Below are 18,990 nucleotides of genomic sequence, written 5' to 3' on the forward strand. Positions count from 1 at the left end.
CTTTTTTGCCGTAGATTACTTGCCAATATGCAACTAGATTGCTAATTTATACTTGTACTTAATGAGGAGAGTTAGCCTTGACTGAAGGAATAGTCAAAGTTGGCGAACGTCTGGCGTCCGTATGTAACGATAGCCTTAAACTAGGACTGCAAGACACTTACCGACTCGGCGTTTTACTTGGAAACATCCCCTTTGCTACTTGTGTTAAAAACACGCGAGTTGAAGTTTTTTCATCCCTACATTTCGACCATTGCCGTTTGGATATAAGTCAAAATATCTTTAACAATGACTTTCTTTTTGTAAGTTTATCTCAAGCGACAAGCAAACTATTTCTGCTCAAATACTGGTTATGCCATTCATACCTTCGGCTAAGCCTTCATTATCCGAAACATTCCTCTACCTCAACGTTTAATAGGGGTATACATGATTAATTTTGATGTTCTCAATACATACATGGATAACGACGTAGATCTGATCGTCACTGTTTTTTCTACATACCTTGAAGATCACACGAATGATATAGAGCGTATAGATGAGCTATATGCAAGCAAATGTTGGTCAGAACTCTATCTATTAGCTCATAGTTTAAAGGGCATTTTAGAGAGTTTCGGAGAAGACACCGCGGTCATTGCGTTTCAAAGAATAGAAGAAAAAACCAGAAACGATACAGCGCCAGATAGCTCAGATATAGCTATAGTTACTAAAGAGCTAGCTGCAATTAATCAACAAATCTTCACTTACTTGAAGAATATGCAATAAAGAAATTCAAGGCTTAACTGGGGGAAATATGGCAATGAATAATAGCAATTTCAGGGAGTTGATTGAGTCTCTCAAAGACTTAACACCAACTCAAAAAAGGTACTTACTTAGCCGTACAAAGATGGCGCTAGATGATGAAAGTAATATGTTAAACATCAGTGATATTCTAACACCAGAAGAGTTGGAGGCGTTACTATCACCGGCACCAACAACGAATACAAAATAACAATGATATACAACGCAACCGTCAGATTAACGCTAGGGACCAAGTGAAGCAAATCGACTTTGCTTGGTTGTTAGTTTCTCTCCCTATTCCTTTTCACTACAACAAACGTATTGTTTTCGAAACCTTTTTCCAATGTAAACAGGTCAGATAATTGAGCGACTAACATCAGTCCGCGACCTGAGGAGGACCAACTATCGTCATCCATTAAGTTAGGTGCCTCAATCTGTTTATTTTTATGTTGGATGAACGTCTTTTCATTGATCGGCGCTCCGCAATCAGAGACTCTCAGTTCCACGAAACCGGACACTTGGTCATCCCCAACCCTACACTCCACTTCAATTGGTAGGCCTTCTATTTCACTGTAAGAATGAATATAAGCGTTATTCATGAGTTCAACGACACAAAGCTCCAATGATTGAATTGCATTTAAGGGGATTTGATGACCCATCAAAAACCGAACAACGTCTTTGCTCGCACTTCGTGAGTGAGTAAGGGAGCTCCCGTAAGTTCGTTTAAATTCGCTCTTTGACATTCTTTTCCTTAAAATCGAGCCTCTCACCATGCCATTTTACCTGTAAAAGGCTGGCATCATCATCAAACTCATCTTCGTTATGCCAAGATTGTACTTTTTTAAAGACGTCTCCCACTTGGTCTTCAACTGTCAGCGTGCAAACAACTTTTATACTCGATGCCAATCGTTGTAGTGAAAACATCTCCTCACCCTGCCTCGCTTCAATCAAACCATCCGAATAAAGCCACAATGCATCGCCCTCATCCAGACTAATTTGGTTACCGATATATTCCATCGGCTGCATTGCACCAACGATAAAGTTATCGTCACCTATCTGTTCCATCGTTTTCGTACTCGTTCGCCAAACTAAGATCCTGGGGTGGCCAGCCGTGCAATAGCTAAGTTGCCCTGATTTTGTGTTAAGAATGGCGTAAGCCATAGTAAAGTAAAGTTGACTGTTTCTAGTTTGCTGATAACGCCGATTTAGCCGTTCAATCACAGATGCAGGCTCACTTACGCAATAGCCGTCATCTCTCAACTCCATCGTGATCGAATCAGGCCCCTGACTTTGAGATAGCGTCTGTTGAATAGAAAAAGCCATCAAAGCTGAAGAAATACCATGACCAGAAACATCAAATACATAAAACGCAACATGTCGTTCATCGAGCTCCAAATACCCCAACATATCACCACCAATCTGGGAGCATGGTTTGTAGACATAGCTAAAATTTACATTCTGAATAGTTGATTCAGCAGGGAGTAGTTGCTCCATCAGATGACTAGCAGACTGTAGGTCTTGGTGAATTGTTTGATAGGCCGCATCTAGCTCTTTATTTCTCTCAACGAGTTTGTTGTGCAGTTCTAAAGTACGAAACCCCGCACGGATTCTGGCCTGAAGTTCCTCTACAGACGTCTTCTTATCTACGAAATCATCTGCGCCAGCATCAATGCCTTTCACGATCGAACTTTGGTCATTTCTAGAAGACAGTAGAACAAAGAAAATGTAACGTTCGCTAACTTTAGATTTTAATTGGCGACACAATTCAATACCATTAATTCCAGGCATCATTAAATCACTCAGCACAAACTGAATATCAGGGCGGTGGGTTAGCACCTCAAGCGCCGCTCTTCCGTCTTCAACTGCAACCACTTCATAGCCCTGCTTTTCCAATGCACTGCTGATGTAAAGCAGTACTGTTTTACTATCATCGACCAAAAGAATGGGTTTCATCTTCCTCCTTAATACGGTTGCTTTACTGGCTAACGCAAAACACTAGTCACTGACTGCTCATTTCTAAAACGGCTGTAGTCTTCGGCTAATAATTGGTGTTGATATCGAGTGTAAGACAACGCTTCATTAGAAATTAGTATCTGATGCTCTTTTTCGATTAACTGACTTTGCAGCCTTTCAATCTGTTCATTCTGCTGCGTGTAATTGAGGTACAGTGCGAATAGACCAAAAACCGAAACCATTAACAGGGCGATTAGAATATTATTGATAGTTTTCACTTGAATACTCATGACCTCTCCTTGTCTATTATTAGACTTTCCATGATGAAAGAGAGCGTCTACGGACCAAGAGCCCAAGGCTCTAAAACGCAACGAAGCAAATTGAGGTTGTTTTTCCAATTATAGGCGATAGGAGAAAAAATAAGAAAAATCTGAAAAAATTTGAATATCCTGCTGAGTTAAGAATCGGTAAGGTGGTAGCAGCGAGCTATCATCCACTCGCTGCAATACATTAACTCTGAAATGCAGGTCTAGCTAAAATTTGGTTATACCATCGAGCAATGTTTGGCGACGTCGATAGCACATCAATTTCTAGGCCTTTAATTGCGAAACTGATCAAAATAAAGCCTGTTATATCGACGATAGTAAAATGGTCTACGGCGATAAAATCATTATGTTCAAGGCGCTTGTCTAAGACAGGCAGAAATTCGTAGACGCGTTGTTTTGATTCTTCGCCCCATGCTTCAACGCAACGTTCTCTGTCTCCATAAACTCCGGTCATGTTTCGAAACGCCTGAAATGCCGCATTTAGTCCTTGGAACTCCACCACACGATGCCACATTTCCACCTGAGCACGTTCGAGCTGGTTTGCACCAAACAGCGCCAGATCATTTTCAAACGCTTCATCTAGGTAGCGACAAATCGCCACGCTTTCACAGATCGTCGTGCCGTCATCCAGTTCCAGTAAAGGCACTTTGCCGTTCACGCTTTTCGATTTAAACGGTTCAGATAGGTTATCGCCCTCACGAACGTTCAGCGCAATTCGCTCAACCTCGCCACCGATTTCCTTTAGAAAAATGCTAACTCGCTTACAACTTGGAGTCATTGCGGTTTCATAGAGCTTCATTTCACATCCTTTTATCTTTTTCTAACCGATTGGTTAGGATATACTGTAGCCAGTTTATAAACGATCAGTCAAGAACTTCACTATCAAAAATTTTCAAACAGTTGTGGGTCTGTTTGCTGAGCGAGATTTTTGATGCCGTTTGTGAGTTCACATGAATTTGGAGGCTGATACCCAAGCATAGATGGGTATTCATCATATTGGTTCAGTTCGAACGCTAGAGGTTCTCTGTACCATCCCTCCAAAGCAATTTAATTACCCGATAAGCAGACCCAGGCAGGTAATTTATGGCAAGAAAAGCCAACTTCGACCGAGATGAAAAGCTTCTCGTGGCTATGGATGTGTTTTGGCGCAAGGGCTTTGCGAACACGTCTATCTCGGATCTCACCGACGAACTGAACATCAACCGCTTCAGTCTTTACAACACCTATGGTGACAAGCAACAGCTCTACTACGAAGCGCTCGATACTTACTTAAAAAAGGTCTCGCTACCGTCACTCAATGATTTGGAAAAAGACGACGCGTCTTTACCTGAGTTGGAATCGTTCCTTAAATCTTTTGCTGAGCTGCAGCGCAAACGCAACTGTGGGTGCTTTATTCAAAATGCGTTGATTGAGCACGCTGGCGAAGACGATGACGTACTGCGCAAAGGGCATTTTTTGTTTGACCATCTTATCGACATCATTGCGGATGCGCTGACCAATGCGCAGAAAGAAGCCTTAGTGCCGAAAACGCTGAAACCAGAAGAACTCGCTCGTTTTGTTCTCAACAACATGCAAGGCATGCGCGTACTTGGCAAAGCCAAACGTTATGCAGACTTGGATACGGCGCTTTCCTGCTTGCTGGTTTTGATTAGGAAATAATATGTCGATTGAAGTGATAGCGGTACGCCTTACCAAAGGCATGGACTTAAAGCTGAGCCTAGCGAAATTGGTCGAGCAGCATGGTATCAAAGCAGGCTCGATTTCCTCATGCGTTGGCTGTATCTCTGACCTCAACGTTCGTTTGGCAGGTGCAGAGAGTACGTTAACCAAACAAGAACCATTTGAAATCGTCTCTGTGATGGGAACCCTAACGCCTGAACATCAACACGTTCATATCTCGGTATCTGATCGTGAAGGACGAGTCTGGGGCGGGCATTTAATGGAAGGCACGGTTATAGATACCACCGCAGAATTGATCATCCATTCTTACTCAGAACTTGAGTTTACCAGAACGATGGACGACTCGACCGGCTATACCGAACTGCAAGTGAATCCTTCCAAATAGTAAAAAGCTCCAGAGCCATACTGTGCTGTCTCTGGAGCTTTACTCGCTTATCTCTTACGCTAAGCATTCACTCATATCGAGCAAGCTAATTTCGAGGATCATTCTTCGACTAAATAACAAACCTGATTATCGTCGACTGTTACTTGCCACGTTTTTAGACAGTGCGCTTCGTTTTCTAAGCACTCCCCGCTCGTTAAGCTGAAATGCTGTTTGTACAGTGGTGACGCAACACACATCTCACCATCGATATCACCGACAATCCCTCGACTCATCACATAAGCCTTACCAATTGGGTCCCAATCTTGAACGGCGTAAACACCGTTATCAGGAATGTAGAATAACGCGACATGCTCGCCTTCAATCAATACAGTGGCACCGATAAACGGCATTAAGTCATCAAGCTGACATAATTTCACTTTGGTTAAAGCTGCCATTTACACCTCCTGTTTCACGGGAATACGCTGACCGCGCACACGTTGGTACGGCAAGACTTTGCTGCCCGACGTGCTGTTCAAGAAAGGACGGAAGCGTTGCAATTTTTGAGGATTATCCAACGTACTCTTCCACTCACACTGATAGGTATCTACGACTCGTGCCATTTGTTCATCCAAAGAGTCACATAGGTTGAGAGAGTCATCCAAAATCACTTGTTTGAGGTAGTCTAGGCCCCCTTCCATGTTCTCCATCCACACCGACGTACGCTGCAAGCGATCTGCGGTGCTGACGTAGAACATCAATACTCGGTCGATCATGGTGATCAACTCTGATTTGGATAAGTCGGATGCAAACAAATCAGCGTGTCGTGGTCTCATGCCGCCATTACCACAAACGTATAGATTCCAGCCGTTTTCGGTGGCGATCACCCCAATGTCTTTACTTTGCGCTTCTGTACACTCGCGAGTACAGCCCGATACGGCAAACTTAAGCTTATGGGGCGCTCGCAATCCTTTGTAGCGGTTCTCTAACTCAATGGCTAATCCAACCGAATCATCAACACCATAACGACACCAAGTAGAACCGACGCAAGATTTCACGGTGCGGACCGATTTTCCGTAGGCGTGCCCTGTTTCAAAACCAGCATCGATTAAGGTTTGCCAGATTTCTGGGAGTTGTTCTAACTGCGCGCCAAATAAATCCACGCGCTGACCGCCAGTGATCTTGGTGTATAGATCGTATTGCTGAGCAACTTCGCCTAGCACGATGAGTTTGTCTGGTGTGATTTCGCCGCCCGGAACACGAGGTACAATCGAGTAAGAGCCGTCTTTTTGCAGGTTTGCCATAAAGGCATCATTAGAATCTTGCAGAGATTGATGTTGAGGCTCCATGATGTGTTCATTCCACAAAGAAGCGAACACAGATGCCGCCGTTGGCTTACAGATATCACACCCATGCCCTTTGCCATACAGTGCAATTAAGGTGTCGAAGTCTTTGATTTGTTCCACTTGGCAAATATGGAACATCTCTTGGCGACTAAGCTCAAAGTGCTCACAAAGGTGGTTGTTAACCTCTACCCCCATGGCTGCCAATTGAGTATCCAATACCGACTTGACCATATTGCTACAGCCACCACAGCCTGTACCGGCTTTGGTGTTAGCTTTAAGGTCTGTGAGGTTGGTGGTTCCGGCTTGAATCTCGGCAACTAAGTCGCCTTTTGTGACGTTGTGACAAGAACAGATAATGGCGCTGTCTGGCATCTCTCCATCAAGCATTCCGGTATCAAACAGCAGGTTCGCTGCGTGGTCTGGCAGGACCGTTTTGTTCAAATAACACTGTAAGAGCGCATCGTAGTCACTGTTGTCACCAACGAGAATCGCACCAAGCAATTGGGTACCACTCGCATCTACCACCAGCTTTTTGTAGATGCCTGCAACCGCATCTTGCAATACCATTTCTTGTGCGCCTTCGGTTTGCATTTGTGCATCGCCGATAGACGCCACATCCACCCCAAGCAGCTTAAGTTTGGTGCTCATGTCCGCACCTTTAAAACCTTCGCTTGGCATCCCAGTCAAGACATCGGCAGTGGTTCTCGCCATGGTGTAACCGGGTGCGACTAAACCAAAGATCTTCTGCTCCCAAAGGGCACATTCGCCAATCGCGTAAATGTTCTCATCGCTGGTTTGGCATTGGTTATTAATCACAATGCCGCCTCGCTCGCCTATTTCTAGCTCAGCCAGCCTTGCCAACTCATCTTGAGGACGAATGCCTGCGGAGAAGACAATCACATCCACTTCGAGAGGATCTTTGTCTTTAAACACCATACGATGCTTAGCCGTTTCACCATCGCAGATTCGTTCCGTACCCGTTGAGGTGTGAACGGTTAGCCCTAGCGCTTCAATCTTCTCTTTTAGCACTAAGCCAGCACCATCATCTAACTGTACAGGCATCAGGCGAGGCGCAAATTCAATGACGTGAGTTTCTAACCCCAATAGTTTGAGTGCGTTTGCCGCTTCTAAACCCAACAAGCCACCACCAATCACTGCGCCTGTTCTTGCACCTTCACATGCCTTTTTGATTTGTGAAAGATCATCAAGCGTGCGGTAGACAAACACGTTGTCGCGGTCTTTACCTTCAATTGGCGGCACAAATGGGTACGAACCAGTAGCGAGCACAAGTTGGTCGTAACCCAGCACATCTTCACCATCAAGCAGAATGCGCTTTTGCTCTCTGTCGATGCCTGTTACTTGGCTGCCAAGTACGAGTTGGATGCCATGCATGTCGTACCATTCTTGGTTACTCAGCATCAAATCATCATGAGACTTACCCGCAAACAAAGAGGACAACTGTACACGGTCATACGCGATAAAGCGCTCTGCACCAATCACGGTAATTCGGTGCTCCAAATGCGCGTTTTTCTGCACTAATTGCTCGACGAGGTGTTGCCCGACCATACCGTTGCCTACCACAACGATGTGGCTCAATGCGTTCTTTACTGGAATCGTTAAAGGACTGTTCATCGCTGCCTCCTTATGCCGTTTGCGCTGCGGTTTTGGGTTTGTCTTCTTTCGAAACAGGAATCTCGACTTTGGATTGCTTCTCATAAAGGAACTTCAACACGGCTTGTCGACACTTCTGATACTGCGCATCATCCGCCAGTGCGACACGCTCACGAGGGCGAGGTAGGTTCACTTCTAACACTTCACCAATGGTTGCCGCCGGTCCGTTAGTCATCATCACGATTTTGTCGGATAGCAGCACCGCTTCATCCACGTCGTGGGTAATCATGATGACAGTGTTGTTTAGCTCGGCTTGAATCTTCATCAGTGCATCCTGTAAGTGCGCACGAGTCAACGCATCCAGCGCACCAAATGGCTCATCCATCAGCAAAACCTTTGGTTGAAGTGCCAGTGCTCTCGCAATGCCGACTCGCTGCTTCATACCGCCCGAGATTTCATCCGGCTTTTTGTGCGCAGCATGCTGCATTTGAATCAACTCCAAATAGTGGTTCACTTGTTCCTGAATCCACGCTTTGCCCTTTTTACCGGCAATTTGTTTTACTGCAAGCTCAACGTTTTGATACACGGTTAACCAAGGCAATAATGAATGGTTTTGGAACACCACTGCGCGGTCGGGTCCCGGCCCTGCCACCTCTCGTCCATCGACGATCACGCCGCCGTCTGTTGGCATGTGTAGCCCTGCGACTAAGTTTAATACCGTTGATTTACCGCAGCCAGAGTGACCAATTAGGGATACAAACTCGCCTTTATTGATTTGTAAATCGACGTTCTTAAGCGCGATGAACTCGCCATCTGGCGTTGGGAATCGCATCCCTAAACGCGTTAGATCTAATAATGCTTTTTCCATGATCGTTTCCCTTATCTCAACGCTTGTTGTTTATTCCAAGACAGCCACTTTTGAAGTTGCAGCATGCCTCTATCGAGCATCAAACCGATAAAACCAATGGTGATGACCGCCACCATGATGCGCCCCAATGATGCCGAGCTGCCGTTCTGGAATTCATCCCAAACGAACTTGCCTAACCCCGGGTTCTGAGCGAGCATCTCTGCCGCAATCAATACCATCCAAGCGATACCTAAAGAGAGACGTAAACCGGTGAAGATCATTGGAATGGCAGAAGGTAAAACGATGGTGCGAATGTGCTGCCACCACGAAAGTTGAAGCACTTTACTCACGTTGATTAAGTCTTTATCAACGCTCGTTACACCCACTGCGGTATTAATCAGCGTCGGCCATAAGCTACACAGCGCTACAGTGATCAGAGAGTTAATGAACGACTTAGCAAACATCGGGTCATCACTCACATAAGTGGCACTTACAACCATAGTGACGATAGGCAGCCAAGCTAAAGGTGATACGGGCTTGAGCAATTGAATGATTGGGTTGAACGCTTGATACAGTCCTTGATTCAGACCAAGCACGATGCCAAGTGGAATCGCAATGACAGTCGCCAATAGAAAGCCAGCAGTTACAGTCACTAAGCTTGTTATGATTTGGTCGAAGAACGTCGGTTTACCTGTGTAAGGACGAATCTTCACTTCCGCATCCGGATTCTTGACTAACTTCGCAGCATTGCGTTTTTCCTGACGTTCGATAAACGCTTGTTCCTTTTCTCGCTCTTGCCAATGGTCATCGACAAGGTTGCTGAACTGCTGAAAAGTTTGCACAGGTCCCGGTAGCGTACCTAATGAGGTTTGCACTTCTCTCGCTGCTAAGTGCCACATTGCCAAAAAGATCAGCAAGCCAATGACGGGCAAAAGCACCAACCGACTTCGGTTCACTACCTGCTTAGCAGGAAACAGGGAAATGACATTACTAGACATACTCACTCCTAAGAAATTTACATCCTTGTTGCCACAAGCGAATTCCCTCGCCTGTGGCGTTTATCGTTATGGTTAAACCTTGTCTTTTCCTTTAAGCCCGATAGATAACTTCTCTAGATATTTATTTGGCTCACGACCGTCATAAACGATGTTGTCAATAAAGTGCGTTTGCGGCGCACGGAAACCATCTTCAGCACTGAAATCTGGGAAGTCTTTTTTGCTCAACACACCATCTTCAATTAGCGCTTGAGCTGCTTGTTGGTAGATATCTGGACGGTAAACCTCTTTTGCCACATCCATGTACCAATCATCGGATTTCTCGCTTGAGATCTGTCCCCAGCGACGCATTTGGGTCAGGTACCAAATCGCATCGCTGTAATACGGATACGTGGCGTTATGACGGAAGAACACGTTGAAGTCTGGCACGTCTCGTTTGTCACCTTTCTCGTATTCAAATGTGCCGGTCATTGAGTTAGCGATAACTTCGGCATCGGCTCCAACATATTCGCTTTTTGATAGCATCTTCACAGCTTCTTGGCGGTTGGCATTGTCGTTTTCATCCAACCAATGTGCCGCTCGAATCAAGGCTTTCACTACGCGAATGTGTGTGTTTGGATACTTCTCAGCCCAAGCTTTGGAAACACCAAACACTTTCTCTGGGTTGTTCTTCCAGATCTCGTAATCGGTCACGACTGGCGTACCAATACCTTTGAATACGGCTTGTTGGTTCCATGGTTCGCCTACGCAGTACCCTTTGATCGTGCCCGCTTCCATTGTGGCTGGCATTTGTGGTGGCGGTGTAACACTCAAAAGAACGTCAGCATCCAACTGGCCACTGTTATCGCCTGATTCTGGGGCATAAAAACCTGGATGAATCCCACCTGCCGCTAACCAGTATCGCAACTCATAGTTGTGTGTCGATACAGGGAACACCATGCCCATGTTGAACGGTTTGCCTTTATCCAGATAGCTGTCGACCACAGGCTTCAGCGCATCCGCTTTGATTGGGTGAACTGGTTTGCCATCTGGTTGCTTTGGAATGTACTGCTTCATCTGCTCCCAAGTGTCATTGGAAACCGTAATTGCGTTGCCGTTCAAATCCATACTGAACGCGGTAATCACTTCTGCTTTTGTGCCGACACCAATCGTTGCGCCCAATGGCTGACCAGCAAGCATGTGCGCGCCAGCAAGCTCACCATCGATGACTCGGTCTAAAAGCACCTTCCAGTTTGCTTGCGCTTCTAAAGTGACGTACAAGCCTTCGTCTTCAAAAAAGCCTTTCTCATAAGCAACCGCCAGCGGTGCCATATCGGTTAACTTAATAAAACCAAACTTCAGGTCTTCAATTTCTGGTTCACCCAACTCTGCCTTTACGCTGACCGTGGTGAATACCGATAACGAAATTGCTGACACTTTCAGCATCGAACTCCATTTCATTGGTTTGCTCCCATAAAAAAAGCGCTACTACTCCGAAGAGCAGTAGCGCCGTTGCTAAGTCTACAATTACCGCCGTTGATAATTGAGATAAGCGATTCAACAATAAACCCAATTCTACTAATCCAATTACTGTGCCAACTTATTTTTCACAGTAAATACAATAAATTAGTATATCTTGCCGTTTGTTATTCCCTGTTATTGCTTGCTGATAGTGCAACACGCACCACGTTAGAAAACGCACTATAACCCCAAAGTGGTAGAACGACTAATCAAGCACCTCCAAAGTAGTTATCAAATTCTTGGCAACTTGTGCGAGCGTTTGGCTCGATTGCATGGCTGAATTTCTTAGCGCTTTATAAGCCTGTCCTTCATCAACGCTGTGCATCTTCATCAGCAGACCTTTCGCTTTTTCCACCAGCTTGCGCTCTTCAATCTTATTGGTCAGTAATTCAATTTCCGATTGCATACTTTCGAATTTCGCTCTCACTAATGTCGCATGTTCAATCCAAGGTTGAAGTGCAAACTCACTATCGTGCGGCATAAGAACATAGTCCATTTTTTCTGATAAACGATTGATATCATTGGATGATAGCTGCTTTAAGACGATAAGAAGTGGTGCCGATTTTCTGCGGCAGAAATCGACGATCAAACGCAGTTCCGCGGTTGGTTGCTGCCATCCAACCACAACGCTTGCTGACGGTTCTCGTTGCATTAACGTTTCTAGTTGTGCCAATTGGCAACCCATGATGTTGTCGTAATCTTTGCTCAATAAGCCGGACAATCGAGCCTGCTCTTGGAGGCTATCGCAGCATACTATGATGGGTGTTTTTGACGTTGATTGAGTCATGCACATTCCTTGTTTATATCTCACTCACTAAGAGAGACATAACAAGGAATGTGCCAACTAAAGTAGACGCGCTTTAACTAGAGGCGAGATGTTCTTTGAAGAAGCCGAGTGTACGTTCCCAAGCGAGTGCTGCTTCTTCCGGTGCGTAGCGTGCTGTTGAGTCGTTATGGAAGCCGTGGTTGACGTTCTCATACATTAACGCTTGATACTGTGCGTCGGTTGCGATCAATTGCTGCTCATAAGCAGGCCATGTGTCGTTAACACGCTTATCGAGCCCTGCAAAGTGAATCATCAACGGTCCTTTGACTTGCTTTTGGATCTCTTGCGCCGCTGGTGTTCCATAAAAAGGCACACCTGCATCGAGCTCTTCAGGCATTACCGCTGCAAGCATATTGACAATGTATCCACCGAAGCAGAATCCAACCGCGCCCAATTTACCGTTGCCACCCTCGTATTGTTTGAGGAAGTTAGCGGCTGCAATAAAGTCTTGTTCGATCTTGGCTCTGTCCATCTCTTTCTGCATCGCGCGACCTTCATCGTCGTTCCCCGGATAGCCGCCGAGTGGATAAAGCGCGTCTGGAGCGAAAGCAATAAAGCCATCTTTTGCAAGTCGTCTTGCGACATCTTTGATATAAGGGTTCAGACCTCGATTTTCATGAATCACCAACACGGTCGGCGATTTTAAGGTCTTCTTCTGTGGCATCACCAAATAACCACGCCCTTCTCCATGCCCATTTGGAGATGGAAAGGTTTCGTAAGTTGCTTTGATGTCAGGATCGTTAAATGAAACTTGTTCTGCGAGTGCGTAATTCGGGGTTAACGCATCGACCAGTGCTGTCATGCTAAAGCCAAGCACCGCAAGGCCACCCAGCCTATTTAGAAACTCACGGCGCGAGATTTTTCCGTGGGCGTATTCGTCGTACCAATCGAAGGCTTCTTGCGGGATCGGATGAGAAGCCTTTTCACTAGGAGTGGTATGCTTTAGAACCATTATCCATGTCCTCTGTGTCTTACCATATGGGATTTTCTCATTCTCAAACGCGAAGCTAAAAACGAACGCGATTGAGGCTAAAACTGCGGTTTCACCACTCTGATACGGAGCAAGGTTGTGAAACACATCATTGGCGAGCTAGGATCTTTTACCTTCTTCAAACAATAGATAATGGATTCAGATTCAACAACTTTGCGTCGTTGGTTTTACATTAATTGACAATAGTGTGTCATTGTTGGCCGCAATAGGCTTGCCAGTAAGAGAAAGCTCGTTCGAATGCTTTTTCCCTGTCGTGTATTTGTGCAAACAAAACCACTGTCATGGTAGCGAGAACCGTATTTGCCATTTGGTTCATGTCATCTTCTGACGTCCCAAACGGGCAGTTCACAGGCATTGGCACCTCAGACAGCATTTGCTCCGTCCAGTAGTGCGATGTCACGCCGTTTGTTTGGCTTAGCCATACTGTTTGGCTTACTTTCGGGTTGTATTCTGACTCACCCGATTGTCCTTTGAATGAAACAACGGCATGAGCGGTTTGACCAATCTCATATTCGACTTCAGCATGAAGTTGTTGAAACCCAGGATGGAAGCTACCACGAATACCAACCGTCGCCTGCCCCGGATTCAATGCACGAACCACGGTATTAATCGGCGTTCTAAGCCCATAACGATTCTTCCAACCGATCATGGTTTCTGCTTGAGGAGCGAACGCACTGAGCGGCAGATACACGATGTTTTGTGTTTCTAACACACGCTTTGCGTCTTCTGCTGATTCCGCTTTGTTGATAGAAAACTTATCGAGGTAATCTTCGGCATGCAAACGACCAGATTGACGGTCATGATAGCCGTGCATCAGCACTTTGTGGCCATTATCGGCAAGGATCTTCGCTGCCAACAGATGCCAAGGCTGACCTGCCGCTTCACGTTTGCCTGCATAACATGGCCAGTCTATGTCTGCACCAATAGCAGGCATGCGGGATTGGAATGCTTTCACAAAGCCAGCGATTTCTTGTTGAGTCTCGTTCTGTACACGGATCAGCATCAATAACATTGCCATCTGATCGTCGTCGCACTCACCGTTTAGGTATTCATCCATAACTCGAAACGCTTGGTCAAAGTTCAGTGGTTTTCTACCACGTTCGCCACGACCGACTGTTCTAATACATTCCAAAATGCTGCTCATATTCCCTCGTATTCCGTCACTGACTGTACGGTTTCTATTAGTTGTTCGCGCAGTTTGACAACTTCTCCCATCACAATCAATGCTGGGCTCACGCCTTTAAGTGTAATCGATAAATCATTGAGCTGATTGAGTTGGGTAACATGAACTTGTTGCTGAGGGCTGCAACCATGAGTGATGATCGCGACTGGGAAATCTGCTCTCAAACCAGAGCCTAATAAACCCGTTTGTATTTGCGATGACTTTTCTAACCCCATATAGAAGACTAATGTTTGTCCACTTTGCATCAGTTGGCTCCAAGCTTCAAATGCGCCTGTTACCACTTGCCCTGTCACAAAGGTAACGCTGCGAGCAACGCCACGATGAGTCAGCGGAATCAAGCTGTTTGCTGAACATCCAATCGCAGCGGTAATGCCGGGGATGACTTCGTAAGCGATTGAGTGTTTGACGAGTGCTAACGCCTCTTCACCTCCACGGCCAAATACGAAAGGATCTCCCCCTTTTAAGCGTACAACTCGCTTTCCTTGCTGAGCGAGCGACACCATCAAGTCACAAATTTCTTCCTGACCAATACTGGGTTGTCCGCATCTTTTGCCCACGTAAATCCAATCGGCTTGTGGCGAAGCCAACTCCAAAATATCTTTGTTAACCAAACGGTCGTACAACAGAACCTCTGCCGACATAATCGCTTTTACAGCCTTTACCGTTAACAAGTCAGGATCGTGCGGCCCTGCTCCGACTATCGACACAAAACCTTTGTGGTTCGCGTCGAGGTCTAGTGAATGGTCTTCTAAGAGTTGGTTCAGTTTGCTTGCTTGGTCATGCTTAGAAAAGCGAGACGAGCGTTCTTGATTCTGACTCGCTTGTCCTTTCTTAAACCAAGACTTTTGATAAGGCGCTTCCATGTGCTTATCCTCTTTATGACTTACTTTATTTGAATCGCCAGACTTTGCTGGTTCGCTTGCTGTTTGCCCTTTTGATGCTGATGGCTGTCGACCATTTGTTTGATTTGAGAAACGCACGAGCCACAGTTAGTGCCGCATTTGAGTTTGTTTTGAAGTTGAGTCAGTGACGTGCAGTCTTGTTTCTCCATCGCGTCATGTATTTGTTTATCGGTGACACGGAAACAACTACAAACCAGTTTGGCACTGCTTTGCGATTGAGTGATGGTAAGCAGTTGCGATAGCTCCATCGGCTTGCCAATCAAGCCAGTAAAGTTGGTGTAGTCGGTTTGAATCGGTTCATTAGACACCACCAAAACAGAGCGAATGATACGCACGTCTCCAACAAGGTCGTAATCCACCGCTAGCCAACCTTGGGCAATATCTATCGTAATTCTGCGGCTCTTTTCCGTTCGACAAAAACTCTGCTTCTTTGGTCGTTTGTCGTGTGCAAAGCGCCAGATGCCTAAATTACTTTCTGCTTGAAATGCGCTGTAGAGAAACTTGCCGGAATCAAACTGTGTACCGATGAACATACCGTAGGTTTTTACCGCCGCATCTTGCACTTCAACATAAGACGACTTAAATGCAGGCTGCCCAGAAATAGGGTCTTTTGCGCTGTTTACTATCGCGTTAACACTACTTTCACCGCCATATCGACCCGCCCAGTGCATTGACATAAATAGCTCTTGAAAACCCAAACCTTCATCAATGGCAACTTTGGCATAAATACTGGTGTTTGAAGTAGGCTGAAACAGCTTGGTGAGTTGTCCTGCTTTTAAGCGATTTTGAGTAGCAGAGAGTGTGTTCATGTACACGGTTGGTTCTAACTCAGAGGCGGCAAGGTGTGCGATATGGCCTGTGCGCGTCATGGTATGCCATTGGTCGCGTTGTCTGCCCGTATTGAGCCACCAGCCTTTTGTTCTCTCTAAACGCGTTGGAGATTCACTGGTCACGACAAAACGCGCTTTACCATCTGGGTGCGAATAGACGCCATCAGAAAAAGGACGCTCTCCTCCCCATTGTGTCGGCACCCACTCTTCGTATTCTTGCTCAGTTAAGTTCGCGTATTGAGACAGATCGAGCTTCAATGGCGAATCTGCATTCATGCCTGTCATCGCCGCATATTCCCTGAATACCACCCGCTCTGAAGTAAACGCAAAACCATTTTGTGTCTTTTCCAATGCACACAGAGCTTGTCCGACTTGGCTTATCGCCCACCAATCTGATTTTGCTTCACCGGTAGGCGTTTGAAACTGGCGCTGCCTAGAAAGGCGACGCTCAGAGTTGGTTACCATACCTTGTTTCTCACCCCAACCAGCGGCGGGCAGCAACAGATCCGCAAAATGCGCTACATCCGAATCCGCTGTGATATCGGAAACAATCACAAACGGACAAATCTCTAGTGCTCGTTTTACCAATTGGTTATCTGGCAAAGAGACGACAGGATTGGTTGCCATGATCCACAGCACTTTAATCTCACCACGTTCTACCGCCTCAAACAGTTCAACGGCTTTTAATCCGGGCTGAGTGGCAATTTCAGGTGAATCCCAGAACGCTTGTACTTGCTTGATAGACTCTGCGTCAAAAGCACGATGAACCGCTAATTGATTTGCCAATCCACCGACTTCTCGACCACCCATCGCATTCGGCTGACCTGTAATAGAAAACGGACCACAACCTGACTTAGCAATTTTACCTGTCGCCAAATGTGCATTAATAATGGCATTGCCTTTATCGACACCATTTTCGGCTTGGTTAACCCCTTGGCAAAACAACGTGATTGCGGTTGGGCTTTGTGCAAACCATTGGAAGAATGTCGTGAGTTTTTCTTCTGAAATCCCAATGGAAGACGTTAGATTAGTGACATCGTAACGCAAATCAGAAGCTTCTTCTGCAAGCGCATCAAACCCGTCGGTATAGGAATTTATGTATTGAGAATCAACGCACTGCTGCTCGATAAGAAACTTGAGCAGCCCATTGAAGAGCGACACGTCTCCATCATTTTTGATCGGTAGATGCAAATCTGCTTGTTGCGCGGTGACCGTTTCACGAGGGTCAATGACCACCAGCTTGAGATTAGGATTGTTCTCTCTCGCTTGTTGAATGCGTCGAAATAAAACAGGGTGCGTCCAAGCAGTATTCGCACCGCAGATGACCAACAGCTCGGTATTATCAATGTCATCGTAATTGACAGGAACGACATCTTCGCCAAACGCTCGTACATGAGCCGCAACCGCCGAAGACATACACAAACGGGAGTTCGTATCGATGTTTGCGCTGCCAACATAGCCTTTCATGAGTTTGTTGGCGACGTAATAGTCTTCCGTCAACAACTGACCAGAAACATACATAGCGACGGAATCCGGTCCAAACTCCGCTTTCGCTTGATGAATCTTCTCTGCAATCAGATCCGTGGCTTGTTGCCATTGCACTTCTTGCCCTTGAGGTCGCTGCTTGGTGACAAGCTTTGGATACAGCAAGCGCGAAGGCATATTCAAGCTCTCTGCCAACGCGACGCCCTTTACGCACAGTGAGCCCGCATTTGCAGAATGACACGCATCCCCAACGATTCCTTTCGCATTGACCTCGACACCACATCCAACACCACAATAGGGACAAGTGGTTTTTTTGCATCCTTGCGACATAACACCTCCAGTGCGATTCAGCCCAACTTACTAGCAAAAAAAAGCCTCTCCCGAATCGAGAGAGGCAGCAATGCCTTTAACGCTGTTAGTACATTTTCAAAAAGTAATACCCTATACCGCTCTCGCCTGCTATTGAGAGCGGTGCATCGAGTTATCGATGAACGTTTATGTAAAGCAAGTGAGGTGCCAAGATTAAAAACCCTTACTATACAAAAGGTTAGCTTAAAACCAATTATAGCAACGCAATGCTACGCACTGATTGTGTGCAAACTTCGGTCATTATCGTGCAGTATTACTTTACTAATTCCATAACTAACCTGGATTCTTCGTCACCAAAATAATGCGCTTCTTCTTCTAACGTTTTAAAGCCAAGGGAGAGGTATAAAGACAATGCAGGTTGGTTCTTAGGATCGACAGTCAATTTCACGCTTGAGCCTAACGTCAACGGCGCAATAACGTTTTCAAGGAGGGAACGCGCAATACCTTTACCTCTATGTTGAATATCGACGGCCAATGACATGATCCAATATTGATGTGCATTTGTGCTAGTCGTTAGCAATATATACCCTGCGACCTGCTCTCCCTCTTTTGCTACCAGTAAACTCTCTCCCCAACAATCAAAAGCTTGCCGAAAGAAAAATTGAGGATAGGCGTGTTCTCCAAATAAAGTATTTTCGAGCTTATATATGGCAAATAAGTCCTCTTTTTGCGCAGACAAGATGTCCATTCAATGACTCCTTCTTTAACATGAATGGCAGCAGTATACCTAAATCTCATCTAAATGACGGGACACAAACATCTCAATTAAGTGCTTAAGAAATGTAATATTCTTCCTGAAAATTAGGCCTAACTCACTTAGAACATACATCCGTGATTAAGTTTTAACCGCAAAATCAAAAACCACACAAGATGAAAATTTCAATACATACGACCATTAAACGCATTAGATTTAAGAACTTTATTCTGGTTTATTGAAAAATTCATAGTTGGATAATTTACAACCACCCCAAATTCACAGCATTATTCACCAAGCTTCGCGTGTGATAATAA

The 18,990-nt window shown here is 45.6% G+C and carries 19 protein-coding genes; 4 read left to right on the top strand and 15 right to left on the bottom strand.

Annotated features, from left to right (window positions below; translation table 11 throughout):
- Positions 1–423: 423 nt before the first annotated feature.
- The gene (locus R8O11_RS07320) at positions 424–759 is read left to right on the top strand and encodes an Hpt domain-containing protein (protein WP_031781126.1); all 336 of its coding nucleotides are present in this window, start codon (positions 424–426) and stop codon (positions 757–759) included.
- A 34-nt stretch (positions 760–793) separates the two neighbouring features.
- A complete protein-coding gene (locus tag R8O11_RS07325; protein ID WP_025767706.1) occupies positions 794–985 on the top strand; it encodes a hypothetical protein in 192 nt (63 codons plus the stop codon).
- A gap of 70 nt (positions 986–1,055) precedes the next feature.
- Here R8O11_RS07325 and R8O11_RS07330 read toward each other — a convergent pair whose 3' ends face one another.
- The 4 genes from R8O11_RS07330 to R8O11_RS07345 form a co-directional block, all read right to left on the bottom strand.
- Complete coding sequence (locus tag R8O11_RS07330) at positions 1,056–1,433, bottom strand: ATP-binding protein (RefSeq protein WP_230856642.1); 378 nt, start codon at positions 1,431–1,433, stop codon at positions 1,056–1,058.
- Positions 1,434–1,497: 64 nt separating this feature from the next.
- A complete protein-coding gene (locus tag R8O11_RS07335; RefSeq protein ID WP_064376518.1) occupies positions 1,498–2,727 on the bottom strand; it encodes a PP2C family protein-serine/threonine phosphatase in 1,230 nt (409 codons plus the stop codon).
- Between the two features lie 29 nt (positions 2,728–2,756).
- Positions 2,757–3,017 carry a hypothetical protein gene (locus R8O11_RS07340; protein WP_017820228.1) on the bottom strand — a complete coding sequence of 87 codons (261 nt, stop codon included), beginning with the start codon at positions 3,015–3,017 and terminating at the stop codon, positions 2,757–2,759.
- A 220-nt stretch (positions 3,018–3,237) separates the two neighbouring features.
- On the bottom strand, positions 3,238–3,852 hold the full coding sequence (locus tag R8O11_RS07345) for a glutathione S-transferase family protein (RefSeq protein ID WP_005375905.1): 615 nt from the start codon (positions 3,850–3,852) through the stop codon (positions 3,238–3,240).
- A 284-nt stretch (positions 3,853–4,136) separates the two neighbouring features.
- On the opposite strand from R8O11_RS07345, the gene R8O11_RS07350 reads away from it, so the two are divergent.
- Complete coding sequence (locus tag R8O11_RS07350) at positions 4,137–4,712, top strand: TetR/AcrR family transcriptional regulator (protein ID WP_318194043.1); 576 nt, start codon at positions 4,137–4,139, stop codon at positions 4,710–4,712.
- A gap of 1 nt (position 4,713) precedes the next feature.
- A complete protein-coding gene (locus tag R8O11_RS07355) occupies positions 4,714–5,118 on the top strand; it encodes a PPC domain-containing DNA-binding protein (RefSeq protein WP_158155215.1) in 405 nt (134 codons plus the stop codon).
- A gap of 98 nt (positions 5,119–5,216) precedes the next feature.
- On the opposite strand, the gene nirD is transcribed toward R8O11_RS07355, so the two are convergent.
- The 11 genes from nirD to R8O11_RS07410 all read right to left on the bottom strand — a co-directional run bounded on the left by nirD (position 5,217) and on the right by R8O11_RS07410 (position 18,667).
- Entirely contained in the window at positions 5,217–5,552 is a 336-nt protein-coding gene (gene nirD, locus R8O11_RS07360; protein WP_158155217.1) for a nitrite reductase small subunit NirD, read from the bottom strand.
- Positions 5,553–8,072: a nitrite reductase large subunit NirB gene (nirB, locus tag R8O11_RS07365; RefSeq protein ID WP_318194044.1), complete on the bottom strand. Its 2,520-nt coding sequence runs from the start codon at positions 8,070–8,072 to the stop codon at positions 5,553–5,555. It lies immediately after the preceding gene.
- 10 nt (positions 8,073–8,082) lie between these two features.
- Positions 8,083–8,919 carry an ABC transporter ATP-binding protein gene (locus R8O11_RS07370; protein ID WP_053053060.1) on the bottom strand — a complete coding sequence of 279 codons (837 nt, stop codon included), beginning with the start codon at positions 8,917–8,919 and terminating at the stop codon, positions 8,083–8,085.
- Positions 8,920–8,930: 11 nt separating this feature from the next.
- The gene (locus R8O11_RS07375; protein WP_079401738.1) at positions 8,931–9,896 is read right to left on the bottom strand and encodes an ABC transporter permease; all 966 of its coding nucleotides are present in this window, start codon (positions 9,894–9,896) and stop codon (positions 8,931–8,933) included.
- 72 nt (positions 9,897–9,968) lie between these two features.
- The gene (locus tag R8O11_RS07380; RefSeq protein ID WP_115386679.1) at positions 9,969–11,333 is read right to left on the bottom strand and encodes a CmpA/NrtA family ABC transporter substrate-binding protein; all 1,365 of its coding nucleotides are present in this window, start codon (positions 11,331–11,333) and stop codon (positions 9,969–9,971) included.
- 265 nt (positions 11,334–11,598) lie between these two features.
- A complete protein-coding gene (locus tag R8O11_RS07385; protein WP_033906998.1) occupies positions 11,599–12,180 on the bottom strand; it encodes an ANTAR domain-containing response regulator in 582 nt (193 codons plus the stop codon).
- A 73-nt stretch (positions 12,181–12,253) separates the two neighbouring features.
- Complete coding sequence (locus R8O11_RS07390) at positions 12,254–13,171, bottom strand: dienelactone hydrolase family protein (RefSeq protein WP_009704599.1); 918 nt, start codon at positions 13,169–13,171, stop codon at positions 12,254–12,256.
- A gap of 229 nt (positions 13,172–13,400) precedes the next feature.
- Entirely contained in the window at positions 13,401–14,354 is a 954-nt protein-coding gene (locus R8O11_RS07395) for a glycosyl transferase family protein (RefSeq protein ID WP_318194045.1), read from the bottom strand.
- Positions 14,351–15,256 (bottom strand): uroporphyrinogen-III C-methyltransferase, encoded by a 906-nt coding sequence (gene cobA / locus R8O11_RS07400; protein WP_213963802.1) that lies wholly within the window; start codon positions 15,254–15,256, stop codon positions 14,351–14,353. The genes R8O11_RS07395 and cobA overlap by 4 nt, the downstream gene beginning before the upstream one ends.
- 20 nt (positions 15,257–15,276) lie before the next feature.
- Positions 15,277–17,940 (bottom strand): nitrate reductase, encoded by a 2,664-nt coding sequence (locus R8O11_RS07405; protein ID WP_318194046.1) that lies wholly within the window; start codon positions 17,938–17,940, stop codon positions 15,277–15,279.
- Positions 17,941–18,232: 292 nt separating this feature from the next.
- A complete protein-coding gene (locus tag R8O11_RS07410) occupies positions 18,233–18,667 on the bottom strand; it encodes a GNAT family N-acetyltransferase (RefSeq protein WP_005375870.1) in 435 nt (144 codons plus the stop codon).
- Positions 18,668–18,990 lie beyond the last annotated feature (323 nt).

It is taken from the genome of Vibrio sp. 1288 (assembly GCF_033344475.1).